17 protein-coding genes and 1 other RNA gene are annotated in these 22157 nt (G+C 42.7%); 10 read left to right on the plus strand and 8 right to left on the minus strand.

Going from position 1 to position 22157, the window contains the following annotated elements; genetic code table 11:
- Positions 1 to 112 precede the first annotated feature (112 nt).
- Positions 113 to 481, plus strand: coding sequence for a septal ring lytic transglycosylase RlpA family protein (locus VRK28_RS13820; protein ID WP_062566888.1), 369 nt, complete (start codon positions 113 to 115; stop codon positions 479 to 481).
- Here the strand turns inward: VRK28_RS13820 and cydC are convergent.
- From cydC to VRK28_RS13845, 5 genes are read right to left on the minus strand one after another with little or no spacing between them, the layout of a single operon-like run.
- Positions 478 to 2238, minus strand: coding sequence for a thiol reductant ABC exporter subunit CydC (gene cydC / locus VRK28_RS13825; RefSeq protein WP_062566889.1), 1761 nt, complete (start codon positions 2236 to 2238; stop codon positions 478 to 480). The two genes, VRK28_RS13820 and cydC, sit on opposite strands and share 4 nt — an antisense overlap.
- Positions 2231 to 3991: a thiol reductant ABC exporter subunit CydD gene (gene cydD, locus VRK28_RS13830; RefSeq protein ID WP_062566890.1), complete on the minus strand. Its 1761-nt coding sequence runs from the start codon at positions 3989 to 3991 to the stop codon at positions 2231 to 2233. Before cydD ends, cydC begins: the two co-directional genes overlap by 8 nt.
- Positions 3981 to 4133, minus strand: coding sequence for a cytochrome bd-I oxidase subunit CydX (cydX, locus tag VRK28_RS13835; protein WP_054553108.1), 153 nt, complete (start codon positions 4131 to 4133; stop codon positions 3981 to 3983). Before cydX ends, cydD begins: the two co-directional genes overlap by 11 nt.
- A gap of 12 nt (positions 4134 to 4145) precedes the next feature.
- Positions 4146 to 5285, minus strand: coding sequence for a cytochrome d ubiquinol oxidase subunit II (cydB, locus tag VRK28_RS13840; protein WP_055021939.1), 1140 nt, complete (start codon positions 5283 to 5285; stop codon positions 4146 to 4148).
- Positions 5282 to 6868 (minus strand): cytochrome ubiquinol oxidase subunit I, encoded by a 1587-nt coding sequence (locus tag VRK28_RS13845; protein ID WP_058586269.1) that lies wholly within the window; start codon positions 6866 to 6868, stop codon positions 5282 to 5284. The genes cydB and VRK28_RS13845 overlap by 4 nt, the downstream gene beginning before the upstream one ends.
- Before the next feature lie 422 nt (positions 6869 to 7290).
- Between VRK28_RS13845 and lpxB the strand changes: the two genes are divergently transcribed.
- From lpxB to VRK28_RS13875, 6 genes are all read left to right on the plus strand, one after another.
- A complete protein-coding gene (gene lpxB, locus VRK28_RS13850) occupies positions 7291 to 8448 on the plus strand; it encodes a lipid-A-disaccharide synthase (RefSeq protein ID WP_062566891.1) in 1158 nt (385 codons plus the stop codon).
- Positions 8438 to 9043: a ribonuclease HII gene (gene rnhB, locus VRK28_RS13855; protein ID WP_062566892.1), complete on the plus strand. Its 606-nt coding sequence runs from the start codon at positions 8438 to 8440 to the stop codon at positions 9041 to 9043. Before lpxB ends, rnhB begins: the two co-directional genes overlap by 11 nt.
- Positions 9043 to 12534: a DNA polymerase III subunit alpha gene (dnaE, locus tag VRK28_RS13860; protein ID WP_062566893.1), complete on the plus strand. Its 3492-nt coding sequence runs from the start codon at positions 9043 to 9045 to the stop codon at positions 12532 to 12534. Before rnhB ends, dnaE begins: the two co-directional genes overlap by 1 nt.
- A gap of 16 nt (positions 12535 to 12550) precedes the next feature.
- Positions 12551 to 13507 carry an acetyl-CoA carboxylase carboxyl transferase subunit alpha gene (accA, locus tag VRK28_RS13865; protein ID WP_054553102.1) on the plus strand — a complete coding sequence of 319 codons (957 nt, stop codon included), beginning with the start codon at positions 12551 to 12553 and terminating at the stop codon, positions 13505 to 13507.
- Positions 13508 to 13598: 91 nt separating this feature from the next.
- On the plus strand, positions 13599 to 14909 hold the full coding sequence (gene tilS / locus VRK28_RS13870) for a tRNA lysidine(34) synthetase TilS (RefSeq protein ID WP_332394041.1): 1311 nt from the start codon (positions 13599 to 13601) through the stop codon (positions 14907 to 14909).
- A complete protein-coding gene (locus tag VRK28_RS13875; protein ID WP_062566895.1) occupies positions 14902 to 15246 on the plus strand; it encodes a hypothetical protein in 345 nt (114 codons plus the stop codon). Before tilS ends, VRK28_RS13875 begins: the two co-directional genes overlap by 8 nt.
- A 25-nt stretch (positions 15247 to 15271) precedes the next feature.
- On the opposite strand, the gene VRK28_RS13880 is transcribed toward VRK28_RS13875, so the two are convergent.
- Positions 15272 to 16168 carry a GGDEF domain-containing protein gene (locus VRK28_RS13880; RefSeq protein WP_054562029.1) on the minus strand — a complete coding sequence of 299 codons (897 nt, stop codon included), beginning with the start codon at positions 16166 to 16168 and terminating at the stop codon, positions 15272 to 15274.
- A 139-nt stretch (positions 16169 to 16307) separates the two neighbouring features.
- Between VRK28_RS13880 and VRK28_RS13885 the strand changes: the two genes are divergently transcribed.
- Positions 16308 to 18281 (plus strand): monovalent cation:proton antiporter family protein, encoded by a 1974-nt coding sequence (locus tag VRK28_RS13885; RefSeq protein WP_062566896.1) that lies wholly within the window; start codon positions 16308 to 16310, stop codon positions 18279 to 18281.
- Between the two features lie 7 nt (positions 18282 to 18288).
- On the opposite strand, the gene VRK28_RS13890 is transcribed toward VRK28_RS13885, so the two are convergent.
- Positions 18289 to 19434: a patatin-like phospholipase family protein gene (locus VRK28_RS13890; RefSeq protein ID WP_054562027.1), complete on the minus strand. Its 1146-nt coding sequence runs from the start codon at positions 19432 to 19434 to the stop codon at positions 18289 to 18291.
- A 134-nt stretch (positions 19435 to 19568) separates the two neighbouring features.
- On the opposite strand from VRK28_RS13890, the gene VRK28_RS13895 reads away from it, so the two are divergent.
- Both VRK28_RS13895 and ffs read left to right on the plus strand, forming a co-directional pair.
- The gene (locus VRK28_RS13895; protein ID WP_063528892.1) at positions 19569 to 20432 is read left to right on the plus strand and encodes a DUF3014 domain-containing protein; all 864 of its coding nucleotides are present in this window, start codon (positions 19569 to 19571) and stop codon (positions 20430 to 20432) included.
- A gap of 136 nt (positions 20433 to 20568) precedes the next feature.
- Positions 20569 to 20665: signal recognition particle sRNA small type (gene ffs / locus VRK28_RS13900), an RNA gene on the plus strand.
- A gap of 497 nt (positions 20666 to 21162) precedes the next feature.
- On the opposite strand, the gene VRK28_RS13905 is transcribed toward ffs, so the two are convergent.
- Positions 21163 to 22137, minus strand: a complete 975-nt coding sequence (locus VRK28_RS13905; protein WP_062566919.1) for a transposase — start codon at positions 22135 to 22137, stop codon at positions 21163 to 21165.
- Between the last annotated feature and the right edge of the window lie 20 nt (positions 22138 to 22157).

Raw genomic sequence — 22157 nt, forward strand, 5'->3', positions numbered from 1 at the left:
TAAGGTGGCTTTTTTGTTTTTATACTCATTCGCTTAATTAGGTAACTTGATATAGTTCAGGTTTTGCTAAGTCAGTGCTTGCTATCTTCATGGCAAAAAAGGATCTAGTAATATGAATAAACTCATCATTTTTGCATTGTTAAGCTTAATTATAAGTGGTTGTAGTAGTGCGCCTTCGGTATCTAAAGGAGCAATAGAAAAAGGCAAAGCCAGTTATTACGCTGATAAATATCATGGCCGAACGACAGCAAGTGGTGAGGTGTTTAATCAACAGGCATTGAGCGCGGCTCATCAAACGCTTGGTTTTGGCAGCAGAGTAAAAGTTACTAATATTGCTAACAATAAAAGCGTGATTGTTACCATTAATGACCGCGGCCCATTTATCCGCGGTCGTATTATCGACTTATCAAAAAAGGCGTTTTCACAAATTGCCTCAGTCAAGCAAGGTGTGATTGACGTCACCGTTGAGCAGCTCGATTAAAAACGGGTAATAAGTTCTACGTAGTCGGCCTCATTAGCCATTAATTCAGCATGACTTGCAAGGGCTCTTACATGTCCTTGCTCTAACCAAATAACCTTATCAACACGACTTAGCATTGCTGGGTCGTGAGTAATGGTCAGCATGGTTTTATCTGCCCATATTTTCTCAAGTGTAGTCAGCAAGTTTTGCTTAGTGTGATTATCTAGGCTCTCTGTTGGTTCATCAAGAATGATTAAATTACCTTGCCTTAATAGAGCTTGGGCAATGGCAATACGACGTGACTGACCATGAGAAAGCTTTCTGCCTGCTGTTCCTAAGCGGGTATTAAGGCCTGCTTTTAAGTTCTTAAGCCAAGAGCCAAGTTCAGCTTGTTCACAGGCCTCAATAAGCATTTCATCTGTCGCATCAAAAGCTGCATAGCGAAGATTTTCACGTAGCGTGCCATCAAAAATATGATGCTGCTGGGCAACTATCGTTAGCTGCTTAAAGCGTGTTGCAGTGCTCAAGCTTTCAAGTTCAAAGTTATCTTGCTTGGTGGTGAGCTTTAATGAGCCTGATTGCAGCGGCCAAAGGCCCGTGAGTAAGTTAACTAGAGTGGTTTTGCCACTGCCACTGGCACCGACTAGAGCAACTTTACTGCCGGGTGTAATCGCAAAATTGATATTGCTAAGGGCTTTACTTTTTGCCCCCAAGTATTGGTAATTGACCTCGCTTAGCTCAAGACCAAGCCCTGATTTGTCAGCTAATTGGTTTGCTAGCTGATCATCTAAGTTGTTTGGCTTTTCGGCTAAGCTGCTGTGTTTATCTTCAAGATCAAACAGTTGCTTTGCGGCACTTAAAGTAAGCGGCAATTCAATAAATGCCGTAGGCAGGGTGAGCACGGTTTCAAAGCTTGCTAATACAAATAACGCGAGCATCGCCAGTTCAACGTTTTTCATAGTCCCCATTGTAACCAGTGGAATTATCATAAATACACTGGCCAGCATGGTGAGTTGGATCACCAAAGTGCTTAAACCATTACTGTTTGCCACGGCTTTGTGGCGATTATAGAGCTGGTTGTTGTATTGTTTACTGAGTGAGTCACAATGCGCTAATTGCGCCGCCTGTGCTTGATATACAGCAAGCTCTCTGGCACCTGATAGTGTATCGGCAAGTTCAGCTCTTAACTCGGCTGAAAGTTGGGTTTCGGTATCCGCTTGTTGATGAAGCTTATGGCTTAACAATGCGGGAAGCAGCACGCCAATAATCATCAGTGAAGTAAAGCAAACTAATGCAACCTCAGCGTTATACATGGCCATGAAGGCCATTACGATAGGAATGCTGATCAAGGCGACAATAATCGGCAGCAGCACATTGAGGTAGAATTTATCCAGCGCATCGACATCATTCTGTAGCCGGTTAAATAAATCGCTACTACGACTCATTGCTAAGTCAACATTGTTTAGTTGGCTCAGAGTCTTGAACATGTTTACGCGAATTTCGCTCAGCAATAAAAAGGTAGCATTATGAGTTATCATCCGCTCACCGTAACGAGACGCTGTGCGCACGATAGCTAAAAAGCGGATCACTCCAGCAGGGGTAAAGTAATTCATCTGCACACCCGCAATGCCCGCCGCTGCCATAGCTGCTAAAAACCACCCAGATATAGCGAGCAAGCCCACATTAGCGAGAACCGTTAAGCTTGCTAAAAAAGCCCCTAAAAGCAACATGCCAGTATGAGGTTTGCACAGTTTTAATAGACGTATAAAGTTATGCATGGGCGTCACCATGGCTTACCAGTTTAGCAAAAAGGCCCGCTTGCTCAGTCAGTTGCTGGTACTGACCAGATTCAACAATGTGACCTTGTTGCATAACGTAAATCTTATCGGCGTGTTTAACCGTATTCAGTCGGTGAGCAATAACCAGCACTAAATGGTCTTTTGCATACTCTCGGATAGCTTGATTGATTAAATGCTCTGTTTGGCTGTCTAAGTGAGCGGTAGGCTCATCTAACATCAGCACTGGGGCATTCTTCAAAAATGCACGGGCAAGGGCTATGCGCTGCTTTTGCCCACCAGAGAGGCCTTCGCCTTGTTCACCGAGCAAGGTGTTAAAGCCATCAGGTAAGGCTGTAATAAATTCAAGTGCACCTGCTTTACTCGCTGCTTCATCGAGTTCTGCTTGGCTTGCATCAGGTTTAGCTAAACGCAGGTTCTCTGCAACGGTCCGATAAAATAACGTGGCTTGCTGTGGGATCCACGCCAGCTGTGCTTGCCAATCAGCTAATACCGTATCACTCAGTGGTTGCCCGTTAATGCTAATGGCACTATTGGCCTGATGATGAAAACCTAATAGGCAATCAAACAAGGTACTTTTACCCGAACCACTTTCACCTACAAAGGCAATTAAGCCTGTGCTTGGCAGGGTTAGGTTGATATCAGTCACCCCCTCGTTTGTTTCTGGGTAGTGAAAGGTAAGTGCATTCAGCTGTATGTCTTTTAGCGGTAACTCAAGTTTAGATGACCCGACATGTTCATCAGCATCGCTTTGATTGATTATGTCGACCATATCAGCAGCGGCGCTGATCCCTTCAAGTTTTGCATGATAGTGAGTACCCATTTGTCGAAGTGGTAAGTAAAACTCAGGGGCCAGTAGTAACACCACAAATCCAGTGGCAAAATCGAGCGTTCCAAAAAACAATCTAAAGCCAATGATCACAGCAACAAGGGCGACACTAATGGTGGCTAAAAACTCAAGGGCGAAAGACGATAAAAAGGCAACTTTCAATACCCCCATAGTAGCACCACGGTAATCATCAGAAATCTGACTGATGCTATTTAGCTCACGCTTGGTTGCATTAAAGAGCTTGAGTTGAGTCAGTCCTTGTACTCGGTCAAAAAAGTAATTACCAAGTACCGCGAGTTGTTGCCAACGTTCTTGGTTTAATTGCTCCGCTTTATGGCCCACTAAAATCATAAAAAAGGGGATAAGCGGGGCTGTTAAAAGGAAGATGAGGCCTGCTTTGTAATCGGTTGGAAAAATCACCACCAATATCGCTAATGGAATAAGCGCGCTATAAGCCACACTCGGAATGTAGTTTGCGTAATATTGATGCAGTGCTTCCACCCCATTATGTAAGGTGTTAAGTGTTGCGCCGTGACCTTTTTGTTCACTGTAGGCTGGCCCAAGTTTGCTGAGCTTTTCTAGCAGTGTATTACGCATCACGTTTTTTATTTTTAATGCGGCGAGGTTACTTACGCGTTCACTTAGCGTAACCAACAAAGCACGAACTAAAATTAGCCCTGCCAGCGGCCATAATAATGGGCTTACGGCTTGCAAGTTTGCTTGTTCAAACATGACTCGATGAGCCGCGTTTGCAAGAAGATAACAAGAGGCAATCATTAATAGGGCGTTGAGTGTGCCCAGACTAATGCTTAATTTAAGAAGCCCTGAAGCGGACTGGCTATACTGCTTTAAAAAAGCGCGCAGCGTTTGCTGCTGCGCGCGATTTGGTCGGGGTTTAGTTGTCATCGGTGTTTTTGAGTCTCGCGTACAGCTCTAGCTCATCATCAGCAATCGAATCTTTATGTTGGTGAAATTCGTACCACATTACGTTGATCACCCCAAGTGTACAGGCTAATAGAACACCTAAAATCCAGGCAAAATACCACATATTTAAATCTCCTTAATAGCTACCGTGAGTGTTGTTTTCAATTTCACTAATCGTTACTTTGCGCCACATCTTCACATAACACCATGTTGTGTAGATAAGAATAAGTGGTACAAAAATAACCGCAGCGATAAACATCACGTTAAGTGTCATATGGCTCGAAACCGCATCCCACATAGTTAAACTAATATTTGGGTTGTTGCTCGAAGGCATCACAAACGGGAACATTGACATACCCGCTGTTAAAATCACGCCTGCAAGCATTAAGCTTGACGCAGCCAATGCCATTGCTGGTTTTTGTAATTTAGATAATACAATTGCCAGTGCCGCCATCACGAATGCAAGGGCAGGGAACAGCATGGTTAATGGCATTTTTGTATAGTTATCAAGCCATGCACCCGGTGCCTGAGTTACTGTTTTAGCAAGCGGGTTTGCAAAACCTTGAGTATCGCCCATGCTAACGATTTTATATCCGTCAATTTGCGATACCCACACACCTGCTAAAGCAAACAGCACAATAAACGCCATCAGTGCATATTGACCATATTGTGCTGAGCGTTTAGCAACCTCTGCATCAGTACGAAGTTGTAACCACATGCCTGCATGACCAACCAGCATTAGTACACTCACTAAGCCAACAACAATGGCAAACGGGTTTAATAAAGCAAAGAATGAACCTTGATAACTTACACGCAGTAGGTCGTCGATATGATAAGGCACGCCCAGTAATAAGTTACCAAATGCCACACCAAATACTAAAGCCGGAATAAAGCTGCCAGCAAATAGACCCCAATCCCAGTTATTACGCCAGCGCGGTGAATCTATTTTTGAGCGATAATCAAAACCAAGCGGTCTGAAAAATAACGCAAATAACACCAGCATCATAGCAAAGTAAAAGCCAGAGAAAGCGGCCGCGTATACCATAGGCCAAGCTGCAAACAGTGCACCCCCAGCGGTGATGAACCAAACTTGGTTACCATCCCAGTGAGCGCCAATGGTGTTAATAACTGTACGGCGTTCAACATCGGTTTTACCAACTAGGCGAAGCAAAATTGCCACACCCATGTCCATACCATCGGTCACTGCAAAGCCAATCAGTAAGACACCAATTAACAGCCACCAGATTAGTTTTAGTGTTTCGTAATCAAAAATCATGACTGAGCTCCTTGGCTTGCAAGTGAATCCGCTTTAGCAAGTTCATGGTGATATTTACCGGTATGAAGTGAGCTTGGGCCTTGTTTAATAAAGCGCAGCATCAGCCAGCCTTCAACCGCAGCAAGACCTGTATAGAAAACTAAGAAACCAGTAATACTAATCAATAAGTCATTCACCGTGAGTGACGAGGTTGCCAAGAAGGTCGGTAAAATTTCCGAAATTGCCCACGGTTGGCGGCCGTACTCCGCAACAATCCAACCAAACTCAATGGCAATCCAAGGCAGAGGAATACTCCATACCGCAGCCCATAATAACCAGCGCTTTTGTTCAATAATGCGGTGTGCGTTGTAATAAAATGCGAGGACGAATACACCAAGCATGATCACACCACAGCCAACCATGATTCTAAATGACCAGAACATAGGGCCGACTTGAGGGATTGAGTCTTTCACTGCTTTTTGAATGTGCTCTTCTGTTGCATCTACCACGTTAGGGGTGTAGCGCTTAAGTAGCAAACCATAGCCAAGGTCGTCTTTTAAGGTATCGAACTTTGCAATGTTTTCTGGTGTGTCTTCACCGCCACGAAGCTTTTCTAAGTATTCGTATGCAATCATGCCATTGCGAATACGTTCTTCGTGCTGCTTTTCAAGATCTTTAATACCCGTTACTTGCTCGTCAATAGAGCGAGTAGCAATGATGCCAAGTGCATAAGGGATTTTTACAGCGGCATGGGTGACTTGTTCTTCTGAGTCAGGAATACCAACTAAAGTAAATGCGGCAGGGGCTTCTTCGGTATGCCACTCAGCTTCAATAGTTGCGAGTTTGACTTTTTGCACTTCGCCAACTTCGTATCCAGATTCATCACCAAGTAAAATAACACAAAGAATAGACGCTAAACCAAACCCTGAAGCAACCGAGAACGAACGCTTAGCAAAAGCAAGGTCGCGACCTTTTAAGATGTACCAGCTACTAATACCAAGTACAAACATAGATGCTGCAACATAACCTGCTGATACGGTATGAATAAACTTAACTTGTGCAACAGGGTTAAATACTAATTCAGCAAAGCTAGTCATTTCCATGCGCATGGTTTGGTAGTTAAATTCAGCACCGACTGGGTTTTGCATCCAACCATTTGCTACTAAAATCCATAGCGCAGATAAGTTAGTCCCTAATGCCATTAAGAAGGTAGCACCTAGATGCTGACGTTTACTCAAACGCTCCCAGCCTAAAAAGAACATACCGACAAAGGTTGATTCTAAGAAGAAAGCCATTAAGCCTTCAATCGCTAGCGGTGCGCCAAATATATCGCCCACATAGTGAGAGTAATAAGACCAGTTGGTACCAAACTCAAACTCCATGGTTAGACCTGTCGCCACACCAATCGCAAAGTTAATACCAAACAACTTACCCCAGAACTTAGTCATATCACGATAAATTTCGCGACCTGTCATCACGTAAACGGATTCCATGATCACTAAAATCCACGTCATACCTAAGGTAAGGGGAACAAATAGGAAGTGAAATAGGGCAGTGATTGCAAATTGCAATCGCGATAGATCCACAAATGTTTCATCTATCATTGTTTAGCTCCTTGTTAGCGGGTGCGGTAGACACGACAAATATTGATTATGAAGTTTCAGTAATTATTGAAACTTTGTGAATATTAAACCTGTATTCATTTTAGTCAATAGGAAAATACGAAATAAAGATGAATAAGTCCTGCTCACCTTTTCTACAGATTAGAGATAAAGCTCTAAAGTTTCAAATATTTAATCGTTATAAAAAGCCGTTTTGCTATGGCTTATTTTATTCTTTTTTAAGCTCTTTTTAGATAGTGGCCAGTAAACCTGCAGGCTACACACGCAAATAAATGCTCAACCAATGAGCAAGTAGGCAGGCTAATTTCGATTTCTAGTATTTATTAACTCTGTGACATTTATCCGACTGCTAAAACACGGTAAACTCGTTTTTATTAGTGCCAAAAGTTGCGAATTATCAACGAATGAAAGAACAAACAAAGCCGTTACGTATTGCCTTGGTGGCAGGTGAGTTATCAGGTGATATTTTAGGTGAAGGGCTAGTAAAAGCACTTAAACGCCGTTTTCCGGATGCCATATTTGAAGGGATTGCAGGCCCGCGTATGCAAGCGGCTGGCTGTAAAACATTATTCGATATGGACGAATTATCTGTAATGGGCCTAGTTGAAGTACTTGGCCGATTACCGCGCCTACTAAAAATACGCAAACAATTGGTGCAGCATTTTATCGACAACCCACCAGATGTATTTATTGGTATTGATGCCCCTGACTTTAACTTACGTGTCGAAAAGCCGCTAAAAGAAGCGGGTATTAAAACAGTACAATATGTTAGCCCATCAGTGTGGGCGTGGCGCGAAAAACGTATTCATAAAATCAGTGCCGCCACTAATTTAGTGCTGGCACTTTTACCGTTCGAAAAAGCCTTTTATGATAAGCACGATGTACCTTGTACCTTTGTGGGTCATACTCTGGCTGATGATATTGCCCTTGAGCACGACCAAACCGAGGCTCGTAATCAGCTTGGTTTAGCACAAACAGATAAAGTGCTTGCATTACTACCAGGTAGCCGAGGTTCTGAAGTAGGGCTTTTAAGCGAAACCTACATTGAAACAGCGGCTAAACTTCAAGCGCAAAACCCTGACCTTAAAATTGTGGTGCCGTTAGTCAATGAAAAACGAAAAGCACAGTTTTGTGAAATTTTAGAAAAAACAGCCCCTGATCTAAAACTGCAATTATTGGATGGTCAGTCAAATCTTGCAATGCAAGCCGCTGATGCCATTTTACTTGCCTCAGGAACCGCAACGCTTGAAGGTATGCTGTACAAAAAGCCGATGGTTGTGGGTTATAAAATTAAGCCACTGAGTTACTGGATTTTCAAAACCTTATTCACTTTTAACATTAAGTATTTCTCGTTGCCTAATTTATTAGCCGATGAAGAACTCGTTCCAGAGTACTTACAAACTGAATGTAATGTTGAAAACCTATCGGCTGCGCTAACACCAATGCTTAATACTGATAACAGCGAACTAAAAGCGCGCTTTTTATCCATACATAAAGACATTAGATTAAATGCCAATGAACAAGCTGCAGCAGCAGTCGCGGAGTTACTAAATGCAAATTGAACGACCGAATGTTAATTATATTGCTGGTGTAGATGAAGTTGGCCGTGGTCCATTAGTGGGTGATGTTGTTACCGCAGCGGTAATACTTGACCCAAATAAGCCTATTGCAGGGTTAGCTGATTCTAAAAAGTTATCAGACAAAAAACGTCAATTATTAGCCGCAGAAATAAAAGAAAAAGCCCTGTGCTATGCTATTGGTCGTTGTAGCCCAACTGAGATTGACGAGTTAAACATTTTACACGCTACTATGCTCGCGATGAGTCGCGCGGTTGAAGGCTTAAGCGTAAAGCCTGAGTTTGTTTTTATTGATGGTAACCGAGTGCCTAGTCAGTTAGCTGTACCAGCACAGGCGGTAGTAAAAGGCGATAGCCTAGTTGAAGAGATTTCGGCGGCATCTATTTTAGCGAAAGTTGCTCGTGATGATGAAATGATTGAGCTTGATAAGCGTTACCCTGACTATGGTTTTGCTGGCCATAAAGGCTATCCGACTAAAGCACACTTTGCAGCGCTTGAACAATACGGTGCTATTGCAGAGCATCGTAAAAGCTTTAAACCTGTTCAGCGCATTTTGGCGTTAAAAGGAGAGCAACTGTAATGCCTGCGCCACAATTTGTTCACTTACGTGTTCACTCAGATTTCTCAATGGTGGATGGCCTAGCTAAAACTAAGCCAATTGTCGCTAAAGCAGAAGAGCTGCAAATGCCTGCGTTGGCTATCACCGATCAGATGAACTTATGTGGTTTGGTGCGTTTTTATGGCGCTGCCCATGGCGCTGGTATTAAACCTATTGTCGGCGCAGACTTTTGGTTAAGAAGCCCTGAATTTGAAGATGAACCTAGCCGAATTACCATCTTAGCGAAAGATAACGAAGGTTATAAAAACCTTACTTTATTGATCTCTAAAGCATACCAGCGAGGACATTTATTTCACCGCCCAGTGGTTGACCGTGAATGGCTGGTGGAGCACAAAAATGGCCTAATTTTATTATCTGGCGCTAAAGATGGCGACTTAGGTAAAGCCCTATTAAAGGGTAACCCTGGGCTTATTGAATCGGTTGTTAGTTTTTATAAGCAACATTTTAGCGATCATTATTACATTGAGCTTATTCGTACGGAACGTGCTTTAGAAGAAGACTATTTACACCTAGCTGTTGAGCTTGCTACAAAAGAGCAGTTACCTGTAGTGGCAACTAACGAAGTGGTGTTTTTAAAACCAGAAAACTTTGAAGCCCATGAAATCCGCGTGGCAATCCATGACGGTTACACCTTAGAAGATAAACGTAGACCAAAACGTTTTTCTGAGCAGCAATATCTTAAAACAGCAGAGCAAATGGCTGAGCTATTTAGCGATATTCCTGAAGCGTTAGAAAACACCGTTGAAATTGCTAAGCGTTGTAATGTGACCGTACAATTAGGAACTTACTTCTTACCTGATTACCCAACCGGTTCGCTGAAAATTGAAGACTTCTTGGTTAAGGTCTCTGAAGATGGTCTTGAAGAACGTTTACAGTTTTTATTCCCAGATGAGCAAGAGCGTAAAGAAAAACGTGGTGAGTATGATGAGCGTCTGAAAATAGAGCTCGACGTAATCAACCAAATGGGTTTCCCGGGTTACTTCTTGATCGTAATGGAGTTCATTCAGTGGAGTAAAGATAACAATATTCCGGTAGGTCCAGGGCGTGGTTCTGGTGCCGGTTCATTGGTTGCTTATGCACTGAAGATTACTGACCTTGATCCGCTTGAATTTGACTTACTATTCGAACGTTTCTTGAACCCAGAACGTATCTCAATGCCCGATTTCGACGTCGATTTCTGTATGGATAGGCGTGATGAGGTAATTGATCACGTAGCGGCGCTTTATGGCCGTGACGCGGTATCTCAGATCATTACTTTTGGTACCATGGCTGCAAAAGCGGTTATCCGTGACGTAGGCCGTGTACTTGGTCACCCTTACGGCTTTGTTGATCGTATCTCTAAACTAGTGCCGGGCGATCCGGGCATGACCTTGGCTAAAGCGTTTGATGTTGAGCCGCGTTTACAAGAAGCCTACGACGGTGATGAAGAGGTCAAAGAGCTTATTGATATGTGTCGCATCCTCGAAGGCTGTACACGTAACGCCGGTAAACACGCTGGTGGTGTTGTAATATCACCAACCACTATCACTGACTTTGCTGCTCTTTATTGTGATGATGAGGGTAAATTCCCGGTAACGCAATTTGATAAAAACGACGTTGAAACGGCGGGTTTAGTTAAGTTTGACTTCCTAGGTCTAAGAACACTTACCATCTTGCAATGGGCGCTTGATATGACTAACGAGCGCTTAGCCCGAGAGGGTAAAGAGCCGGTTGATATCAACGCCATCCCACTTGATGATAAGCCAAGTATTGAGTTACTGCTACGCGCCGAAACCACCGCGGTATTCCAGTTAGAATCTCGTGGTATGAAAGACCTTATTCGTCGTCTAAAGCCCGACTGCTTCGAAGATATGATCGCACTGGTAGCGCTATTCCGCCCTGGTCCATTGCAATCAGGCATGGTAGATAACTTTATCGACCGTAAGCATGGCCGCGAAGAGTTATCTTATCCTGATGTACAGTGGCAACACGATAGCTTGATACCCATTCTAGAACCGACTTACGGTATCATTCTTTATCAAGAACAGGTAATGCAGATTGCGCAGGTACTGGCTGGTTATACGCTAGGTGGCGCTGACATGTTGCGTCGTGCGATGGGTAAGAAAAAGCCAGAGGAGATGGCAAAGCAACGTTCAACCTTCGAAGAAGGAGCTGTTAATAACGGAGTTGACGGCGAACTTGCAATGAAAATCTTCGACTTGGTAGAGAAATTCGCAGGTTATGGTTTTAATAAATCTCACTCAGCTGCTTATGCCTTAGTATCGTACCAAACGCTGTGGATGAAAACCCACTACCCAGCAGAATTTATGGCTGCGGTAATGTCGGCGGATATGGATAACACCGATAAAATTGTTACCTTGGTAGATGAATGTGAAAACATGAAACTGACCTTGTTACCGCCGGATGTAAATGCCGGTGAGTACAAGTTTACGGTTAATCTACAAGGTGAGATTGTTTACGGTATCGGTGCCATTAAAGGGGTTGGTGAGGCGCCTGTTGAAGCTATTCTAGAAGCCCGTAGCGAAGGTGGCCCGTTTAAAGACTTATTTGATTTTTGTGCCCGTGTTGACTTAAAGCGTTTAAACAAGCGAGTTGTTGAAAAGCTTATTTATGCCGGAGCGCTTGATCAACTTGGCCCAGATAAAACCCAACCTGGCCGTGCAACCTTATTAGCAAGTTTAAAAGATGCCATGCGAGCGGCCGATCAGCATCATAAGGCTGAGTCATTAGGGCAGGCAGATTTATTTGGATTACTTGCCACAGAGCCAGATGAAGTTGAACAAGCATTTATCAAAGCCACAGATTTAACCGACAATGAGTGGCTAGATGGTGAGAAAGAAACTTTAGGGCTGTATTTAACTGGCCACCCAATTAATCAGTATCGTAAAGAGTTAAAGCATTATACATCAGGAAGGCTGGTCGATTTACAACCTACTAACCGTGATGTGCAGTCAACGGCCGCAGGCTTAGTGATTTCTGCCCGTACCTTGATAAACAAAAAGGGAAATCGATGGGGTCTTGTAACTTTAGATGACAAGAGTGCCCGTATTGATGTACGCTTATTCCCAGAACAGTTTGAAATGTACCAAGATTTGCTGCAAGTAAACAATATCTTGGTAATATCTGGACAGGTCAGCTTTGATAACTTCTCTGGTGGCATTACAATGACCGCTAGAGACATATGCACCATCGCTGAGGCGCGAGAAAAACGTATAAAAGCGATTAAAATGACCTTGAATATGGTGCAGATCGAGGCGAACTTCTTCGATAATTTACAAAAAGTACTGGAACCTTATAAGTTTGGTACTTGTCCTATTAAAGTATTCTATCAACGTCCGGATGCGTTGGCTGAGATTACCTTAGGAACCGAATGGTGTGTTACGCCGAGTGATGACTTAATTCATAAGTTATCGCTGATGGCGGCGCAAGATGTAGAACTAGAATTTAATTAATTAGGTAGTTTAGAGCATGAGCCTCAATTATCTTGATTTTGAGCTTCCAATCGCAGAATTAGAAGCAAAAATTGAAGAATTACAAAATGTAAGCCGCGCTGGCGAATTAGACCTTGGATTAGAAGAGGAAGTCAGTCGATTAAAAGAGAAAAGTGCTGAAATGAAAGAGAAAATTTTCTCTGAATTAGGTGCTTGGCAGGTTTCTCAGTTAGCCCGTCATCCGTTGCGTCCTTATACTCGTGATTACATCGAGCGCATTTTCACGGAATTTGACGAACTAGCAGGCGACCGTACTTTTGCTAACGACCCAGCTATTTTAGGTGGTGTTGCACGTTTTGAAGGTCAACCAGTGATGGTTATTGGCCAACAAAAAGGGCGTGACACGGCTGAAAAAATTAAACGCAACTTTGGTATGCCAAAGCCAGAAGGTTACCGTAAAGCATTACGCTTAATGGAAATGGCTGAGCGTTTCAAAATGCCAATCATGACATTTATCGACACTCCAGGTGCATACCCAGGTGTTGGCGCTGAAGAGCGTGGTCAAAGTGAAGCAATTGCGCGTAACCTTAAAGTTATGGCCGCGTTAAAAGTACCAACTATCTGTACTGTTATCGGTGAAGGTGGTTCTGGTGGTGCATTAGCAATTGGTGTGGGCGACCGCGTTAACATGTTGCAATACAGCACTTACTCTGTAATTTCACCAGAAGGTTGTGCATCAATCTTATGGAAAAGTGCAGACAAGGCACCATTAGCTGCAGAAGCCATGGGTGTAACAGCTGCACGTGTTAAAGAGCTTGATTTAATCAACAACGTAATTGATGAGCCACTTGGTGGCGCACATCGTAATTACGATGCGATGGCGCGTAACCTTAAAAACCAACTTAAGCGTGACCTAGCTGACTTACAAGGCCTTTCACTAGATGAAATGCTTGATCAGCGTTACAAACGTTTAATGTCGTTTGGCTATTGCTAAACACAGCTTAAAATTGAAAAAAGCCGCTTTTGCGGCTTTTTTTGTTTTATAATGCCGATAACAAAGACGCTTGTATACTCATTGGTTTTAAATGCAAACATCAGATTTATACCACCATTTTTTAGCACAATTGCAGCCTTTGCTGAACGCTCAGCAAAGTAGCTTTAGCGTTGCCTTATCTGGCGGTGTTGATTCTGTTGTATTGTTACATTTAATGAAGCAAGCTCAACAGCAACACTCAGAACTTAAACTTGAAGCTGTGTATGTTAATCATGGTTTGAGCAAGTATGCTGATGAGTGGCAAGGGTTTTGCCAATCGCTGTGTGAAGAGCTCGATGTCGCATTTAAAGCGGTGCATGTTGAAATTTATGAGCGCTCGCGTACATCACTTGAGGCACAAGCAAGAGAGGCTCGGTACCAAGCACTCGACGAAAACTGTATACCAAGTAGTGTAATACTGCTTGGTCAGCACTTAAATGATCAACTTGAGACCTTCTTACTTCGTTTAAAGCGTGGTTCTGGCTTGCAAGGCTTAGCATCAATGCCACAAACGCGATTGTTAGCGTCTGGGCGTGTATGTTTTAGACCGCTGATTAATATCACTCGTGAGCAAATTGAACAATTTACCAGTGAATTTGCTATTACCCATATCACCGATGACTCAAATATTGATGAACGCTTTGACCGTAATTTTTTACGTCATCAGGTTATGCCGATTTTAACGGAGCGTTTTCAAGGGTTTGAAAAAAGTGCAGCGCGCAGTATTCGGCTGTTACAAAAGCAGCAATCGCTGCTCGATGAATATACTCAAAACGACCTTACACACTGCCAAAATTCACAGGGTGGTTTAAGCTGCGAGGCAATAGCGGGGTTTAGTAAGCCCAGACAAGCAAACCTTGTACGTGCGTGGCTGAATCAGTTTACCCATCAACTACCTTCAGAGAATCAGCTACAGCAAATTATTGAACAAGGCTTAACAGCAAAAGCCGATGCCCAGTTAAAAATTTGTTTGCAAAGCGGCGATGTTCGTCGGCATCAGCAACATTGGTACTTTGTAAAAGAGCAGGCAATACCTGAGGCGATGAATATTGCTTTACAGAGTTTTGAACTGACAGATGGCCGAAAACTAATAGTGAAAGCGGGCAAGGGTATTAGAAAACCAAAGCCCGATGAGCAAGTAAGGGTTGAATTTAATAAGCCTCAAGCGCGTATAAAACCGTTGCATAAACCTGGTTCAAATACTTTAAAACATTGGTTTAAAGATGCCAAAGTAGCTCCTTGGTTACGTGCGCAGACACCACTTATTTTTTATAACGATCAACTTGTGCAAGTTGTTGGCTACTTTATTAGTGAGCAGCACAGTGTTGAAGATGGCATTCTTTGGGAGACAATCTATGAGTGAACAACCACATGTTGGTTTATCACTAGTTAATAAGGCACCACTTGGCTTTGCGTTGTCGGTGCTAGTGGCTGTAATTGCTGGTTTTGCTTATGCAGAGCTGACAATAAATACACTTTTTTATGCGCTAGCTGGCGGCCTAGTTTGCTCATTATTGCTGCTAGGTTACTGGTCAGGCAAAGGCGGTATTTTCTTTATTCTGGGCGTACTTACGCCGCTGGCTCTAGTGATGGTATCGCCCCTCACCACCATGGCTGCCTTGCTTTACTTATTAAGCGGCTTCTTCGCTGGTTTTTGGTTAGTATTACTGGGTTATAAATTTATAAACAAAAAAGCCTAGCGGGGGATGCTAGGCTTTTACTCAATTAGTAAGCTCTTGCGCAGTTTCTTCCTGCTGCTTTTGCCTTATAAAGGCCCTTGTCAGCACGGGCAAACACTTCGTTTTCGCAGTCTTGGTTATTGGCGAGCGTATAACCAATACTTGATGTTACATCATATTGAGCCATCAACCCTGAGCTAGCAACCAAACTCATAATACGATCAGCAATTACCTTATTAGTGGTGAATTCAGGGTCGTCGATTAATAATGCAAATTCATCTCCACCAAAGCGGAAAATAGAGTCTGTGCCGCGCACACTAGTGCGTAATACATTAGCAAATTCTTGCAGTACATCATCGCCAATTTTATGACCAAAGTTATCGTTCACTTGTTTAAAGTTATCTAAATCAAGCAGCATTAAACTAAATGGACGATGCTGACGGCGGCAACGTTCTAGCTTTTGTGCCAAGCTGTCATTAAATTGACTACGATTATTTAAGCCTGTTAAAGCATCTTTAGTCGCTAAACGTAATACGCGGGTGTACATAAGCGCATTACGTAATGGGTAAACGAGTGCTGTATGAAGCTGCTTTAATTTTGCTTCAATCGCTTTACCCATAGGGAACTGACTAAAATAAATTAACTGCCCTAAGCGTTCACTTTCGATATCTAAATCAAAAGAGTACGGTGTTTGACTGGTATCGCTGCCAGCACTTTGTGACACTCCGAGTGCAGATTGGAACTGTAATCCAGATAAATTGATCAGTTGTTTTGCGTGTTCGGCAAAAATTGTCAAAATTTCTTCGATTGATAACGTAGTTTGTAACCTTGCGACCAAATCGTGTGGACTATTTGTTTCATTTATTCGGTAATGCTCTGCCGAAAACGGCAGAAACTCGCCTCGCGCAGACACCCGCTGCGTCAAAATATGGACATTTTCCATGATAATTCTCCCCCCGGAGTGTTTAGATACTCATACTTAGCGAGATTTGTGCCACATTTTTAAACTGGCTGAAAAACAGATGGTTGCTATATTTAAGGTAGGGTACAGCTTTATCATCAAGTAGAAGGGAGTTTATTGCTTGCAAAATGTGCTGATTCAAGTGTTTGGCTTGCTCGTCGCTGCCGTATTATTTGTTTGGTTCTTCAAACGAATTGGTTTACCACCTATTCTTGCTTATCTTGCCACCGGCGTGTTGGCGGGGAGTCATGGTATTGGCTGGATGGCGCAAAGCCACGAAATGCACTTTGTTGCCGAACTCGGCATTGTATTTTTACTGTTTAGTTTAGGGCTTGAGTTTTCATTGCCGCGTTTAATGGCAATGCGCAATATTGTGTTTGGTCTTGGCTCCTTACAGGTTGTGGTGACCAGCATTGTATTTATGCTGATTTTACTGCTGTTAGAGCACAGCCTTTTAAATAGTTTTACCATCGCCAGTTTAATGGCGCTGTCTTCAACGGCGGTGGTGGTTAAGTTACTTAAAGAATCAGGAGACTTAAACCAGCGCCGCGGCCAGTTGGCAATAGGGGTGTTGCTATTTCAAGATATTGCTGTTGTCCCTCTACTCATTGTTTATCCTTTACTAGCACAAAGTGGCTCTGAAGAAATTGCTGGAGCATTGGCTTTTGCACTTACTAAAGGCGCTTTAGTATGTATTTTATTGTTCGGCATAGGTAAATGGATTTTGCCTAAAGTGTTTAGCGAAATAGCGTTGGTAAGAACCGATGAGCTATTCATGCTAACGACTTTATTGGTTGCCTTGTTTGCCGCAGGCCTGACTTACCTATTTGGTTTATCGATGGCGTTAGGCGCCTTTTTAGCTGGTATGATGTTAGGTGAGAGTCATTATCGTCACCAACTAGAAGCAGATATTCGGCCGTTTCGCGATATATTGATGGGGCTCTTTTTTGTTACCGTCGGTATGCAGTTAGATGTGCTTTATGTACTTAATAGCTGGTACTGGATCATCGCAGTATTAATTGGCTTATTGCTATTTAAAATTGCGGTGCTCGCGATTTCCGCTCAAGTGATGGGTGAGCGCAAGCAAGATGCGGTTTCGGCGGGTATTATGCTTTGGCAAATGGGAGAATTTGGCTTTGTGTTAATTGCACTTGCTTCGCAGCATTTGCTGATAAGCTCAGAGCAAGCTTCGTTTTTAATTGCAGTTGGCGTACTTTCAATGGCACTAACGCCTTATCTTATTGAAAAAACACCGCTTATTCTTAAAAAGCTTGGCCTTTTAAGCCATGCAGGGCAGTATTGGCAGCAGCCTGCGACAAGTAGCCCTTTATATCAAAATCATATTGTGATCTGTGGCTTTTCTCGTGTTGGGCAAACCGTAGCACGCTTTTTAAAACCAGAAGCTATTGAATACGTGGCGGTTGAAAGTAACCCTATCTTATTGCAAGAAGCAAAAGCGGCTGGTGAGCCAGTTATTTTTGGCCATGTAAATCAAAAAGATATTTTAAAATCAGCGGGTGTAGAGCGGGCAAGGCTAGTCATTATTACTTTTACTGATTTTGAGCAAACGCAAATTGTTGTTGATGCCATCAAGCAAATAGCTCCTGACGTGAAAATACTGGTACGGATGCGAGATGATACCGAAATGGAAACGCTTAAAGAGCTTGGTGTTACTGAGGTAGTGCCTGAAACACTCGAAGCAAGCCTAATGTTGGTTTCGCATGTGCTTTATATGTCTGGCGTGCCGATGACACGGATCATACGCCGAGTAAGTAAAGAGCGGCGTAATCGTTATAAGTTTTTAAATGGCTTTTTCACTGGCGATAAACTCGATGGCGAAGAGGCAAGTTCAGATAGGCTTGAGTATTTACATGTTATAGCTCTGCCAGAACACGCTTATGCGGTTAATCAGAAAATTAGTGAGCTTAAACTTGAGCAGCGCCGTGTGTCGGTTAGAGCGCTGCGCCGACAAGACCGAGAAATTGACGCACCTTCATCACAAACTATTTTATTGGCAGGTGATATTTTAGTGTTACAAGGCAAGCCTCGCCGAGTAGAGCGGGTAGAGAGATTTTTACTCGACGGTATGGAGTAGCTATTAGCTACTCCAGTTCTAAGAATTTACGAATTTCAGGTAGCTTTTTAAGGCCATCTTGGTAGCCAATTTCAATAAGCTTTTGGGTATAACGTTTTTCAAACAGTAAGTAGCTCGTTAAACTCGATTGCGAACGTTTCTTCACGCCTATCATGCGTAGTAACAGTTTGATTGCCATAGGCATGTCATCATAAAACTGAGCTGCGATTGCATTAAAGTTTTGCGATGGGTTGATCACGCAAGTTTCGATTTGTTTTAACTCTTGGTGTTTGTCGCGGGCAGGTAACAGGCTTAGCGTGCGATTGATACGCTGTAAACGCTCTAAATCAGACTGTAGCGTGTCGGTAAATACGCTATCGAGTAAGTGACCAGCAATATTAGAAAGACCCGGGTAATGAGGCTGGTAACCCGGTGGGTGCAATTCTTTTGGTTCATCAACACCAATAATAAAGATTTTTTCAGCACCTAAGTGAACCGACGGACTCAGTGGCGAAAGTTGGTGAATAGAGCCGTCGCCAAAATAGTGGTTATAAACATTCACGCTCGGGAACACCATCGGAATAGCGCTCGATGCCATTAAGTGCTCAACATTAATGCGGGTTGCTTGCCCTTCACGCTTTGCTCTGCGCCACGGTTTTTGTGTCAGTGACTGAAAAAATGCGACAGAGTCACCAGTTGTATAGCTCGAAGCAGTAATTGATACTGCATCTAGGTAGTTTTTATGTAAATTCCGTTCGATACGCGATAAATCGAGTATTTCGTGCAACAGTTTTCTCAGCGGTTTATTGTTCAGTAAACTCGCTGGTGGGTGATTAATATGTTCAGATTGAAAACTCGTAAGCATGTTGCGAGTAATATGCAAAAACACACTTAAAAAGTCGCTTTTATAAACCTGAGAAGTCGAAAAATTCTTCCACACCCATTCAAGTTTTTTGCATGCTAAATGCGCACAGGATGCATAACATGCTAACGCTGCGGAATTAATTGCGCCAGCTGATGTCCCATTAATAATAGTAAAGGGCAGTGGGGCTGTACGAGGCATGCTTTGCGTTATCGCTTTAAGCACACCAACTTGATAAGCCGCTCGCGCGCCACCACCTGTTAGTAATAAAGCGATTTTAGAGTGTTGTGTTTTTTTTAACTTACTGCTCATGGTTGCATTTAAATAGTTGTGCGTCTTTACTTTATTTATCAACTGTAAGTCTTTAAGCTAGAAGAAGCAAAGATTAGCTCAAGGCTAAATGGTTTTTTCGTATTTTTATCTGTTTTATTTTTAAGGGAGTGTCTATGTCAGAGCATTCGTCAGAACCTGAAGTACAAAAGGGTTCATCAAATAACAACCTGATTTTTGCGGTGGTTGTGCTTATTCTTGTTGCTGGTGTGGCAGCGTTTATTTTATTGAAGCCTGAAGATAAACCAGTGCAAGTTGTTGAAGACATTGTTGCAGAAGAAGCGCCAGTTGTTGAGTATCAAGAGCCTGAACCAGAACCTGAAGTGACAGAGCCTGAGCCAGAACCAGTTGTAGTCGATACTGCTCCAGAGCGCACTCCAGAGCCAGTTCCAGAAGTCGAGCCACTACCAACGTTAAATGAAAGCGATGAAGTGGTTGTTGCTCGTATGGATGAGTTACTAAGTGACCAAGTGATGAGCTTAATGGTGACCGATGACCTTATTCGTCGTGGTGTTGTGTATGTTGATAACATCGCAAAAGGTAAAGTGGCATTAAGCCATGCACCTGTTGAGCGTCCTAAAGAGTCGTTTAAAGTTATTGAGGGCGACATTTTAACAATCGACCCAAATAGCTATGAGCGCTATACGCCATACGTAAAACTATTTACTAGCCTAAGCGCTGCTCAAGTTATTCGTATGTATGATGAATACAAACCACTTATCAACGAAGCTTATGCAGAAATTGGCTACGAAGGTGATGCATTCACAGGCACGCTAGAAGAGGCTATTGACGTACTGCTTGATACGCCAGAGCCAAAAGGTGATATGCCACTTGTTCGCAACTCAGTCACTTATCAATATGCATACTCTGAGTGGGAAAACCTACCTGATGCGCAAAAACAATTACTGCGTATGGGCCCAGAAAATATGAAAAAAGTGAAAGCTGCATTACTCAACATTAAAGCTGAACTTGAAAAGTAAGCGATAACCCCCTTAATGACAGTGCGATTGTATACCAAGTATGCAATCGCACTTTCTTTTTCGAATACCCCTTGAATAACAGGCTAAAAGTAGAGATAATCCCTCCCGCGCCAAACAAGGCCCTCAATGGTAGTCTTATTGGTCCTCTCGCAACACTAGCAGGTGAACCTGGTCAGGCCCGGAAGGGAGCAGCCACAGCGTGTGACGTGTGTGCCGAGATGCGGCTGGTAAGACTGCCACCCAAAATCTTCTTTGGGTGACTTTCCTCATATAAATTCTGTTTTAAAGCTTTCTTTAGAAACAATCTTTTATTCCTGTGTTAATTAAACTTAACTTTAAGTATGTTTATTCTCTAAGTTATCTAGACATCCACATTAACAATGTAAATTTCATCAATTTATCAAGACATCCATTTTATTTAGAATTATCAAGACACCCATATTAAAAATGTAAACTTCGTCGTTATGCACATGATTGAATTGAAGGAGACACAGCTGGTGAGGTACAGGTTACAAAAATTAAAAAGACACCCATTTTAGGCTACTTTAGTAGATTTTTTAATAGCTGACTTTAAATAAGGCTACCCAGTCGTTCTAAATTAATTTACTAAATTTATTTATAAATCGAATGTTCTTTTTACATGATGCTGTAGTTATTCTCTGACTAGTGCCAGATTTCGGGCAAGCTTAGTCCAAATGCAAGGCTACTCTAAATATTTTCGAGTTTCGGTTTAGGCAAATAGTGCTCGACTAGTGCTAATAGAGCTTCTTCGTTTTCGTTTCATGTGATTTGTATAAGCAGATATAGCCTGTTCTTTACCAGCCGTATTTTTAAATGAGCGTGTAAATGAGGTTGTGAGTGTAAGCCAGTTGTCAGTACAAATGTTTAATCTTTCAAGTATTGGTAAAGCATCTTCTGGGATTTTCCCTGGCTTATCTTGTCGTATTGAACGGCCTGTCCAATCTACAAGTTGCAGATATGTCTTGAGTTCAAATGGTAGTCCCTTAGGCATATGTTTACGAGGTTTACCTGCAAAGCGCATAAGTGATTTCGGTTGCTTATTATTTTGAGCTGCATTAATTCTAGATTTAATACTGGTGTAGTCAGATTGCTCAGGTAAATCAGCCGCTTTTGCTCTTACTGGGTTTAAATCAACATAAGCAAGGCATGCAGCAAGTGCAGCTTCATCGAGCAAGGCTTGCGATTTAAAGCGACCTTCCCAAAATCGTCCTTTACATTCATCCTCTAGATTCGCTTTTCGTGCAATACCCTCGTTAAGAACTCGCATAAACCAACTAATGCTGCTGAGCCTTTCTCTATATAAATTTACTCTGGCATTAATTGCAGCGAGCTCGGTTTGTGTTAGCAATTCGCCATTTAAGAATCGTTGGCATAGGAATGTACTTTTGAATAATTTGTGCCACCTAATTAGAATCGCTTTATTATTTAGACGCTTAGCTTTTGCTATATTGATGTGTAGGACTAGATGAGTGTGATTACTCATAACCGCGTAGGCACAAATATCAATACAAAATATCCGGCCAAGTTGAAGTAGTTTGTTTTCAACCCAACCCCGCCTATGTTCATATGAACGACCCGTCAGTGGGTCTTGCCCGCACAAATAAGCGCGACGAACGCAGCGTGAAATACAATGGTAGTAAGGCGTGTTTGAAACGCTAATTAAGTTTCTACGTGGGGTTGCCATGCTCTTCTCCTCCATGAGTT

Origin of the sequence: Pseudoalteromonas sp. P80D2 (assembly GCF_036680945.1) — a bacterium.
Taxonomy (GTDB): domain Bacteria; phylum Pseudomonadota; class Gammaproteobacteria; order Enterobacterales; family Alteromonadaceae; genus Pseudoalteromonas; species Pseudoalteromonas shioyasakiensis.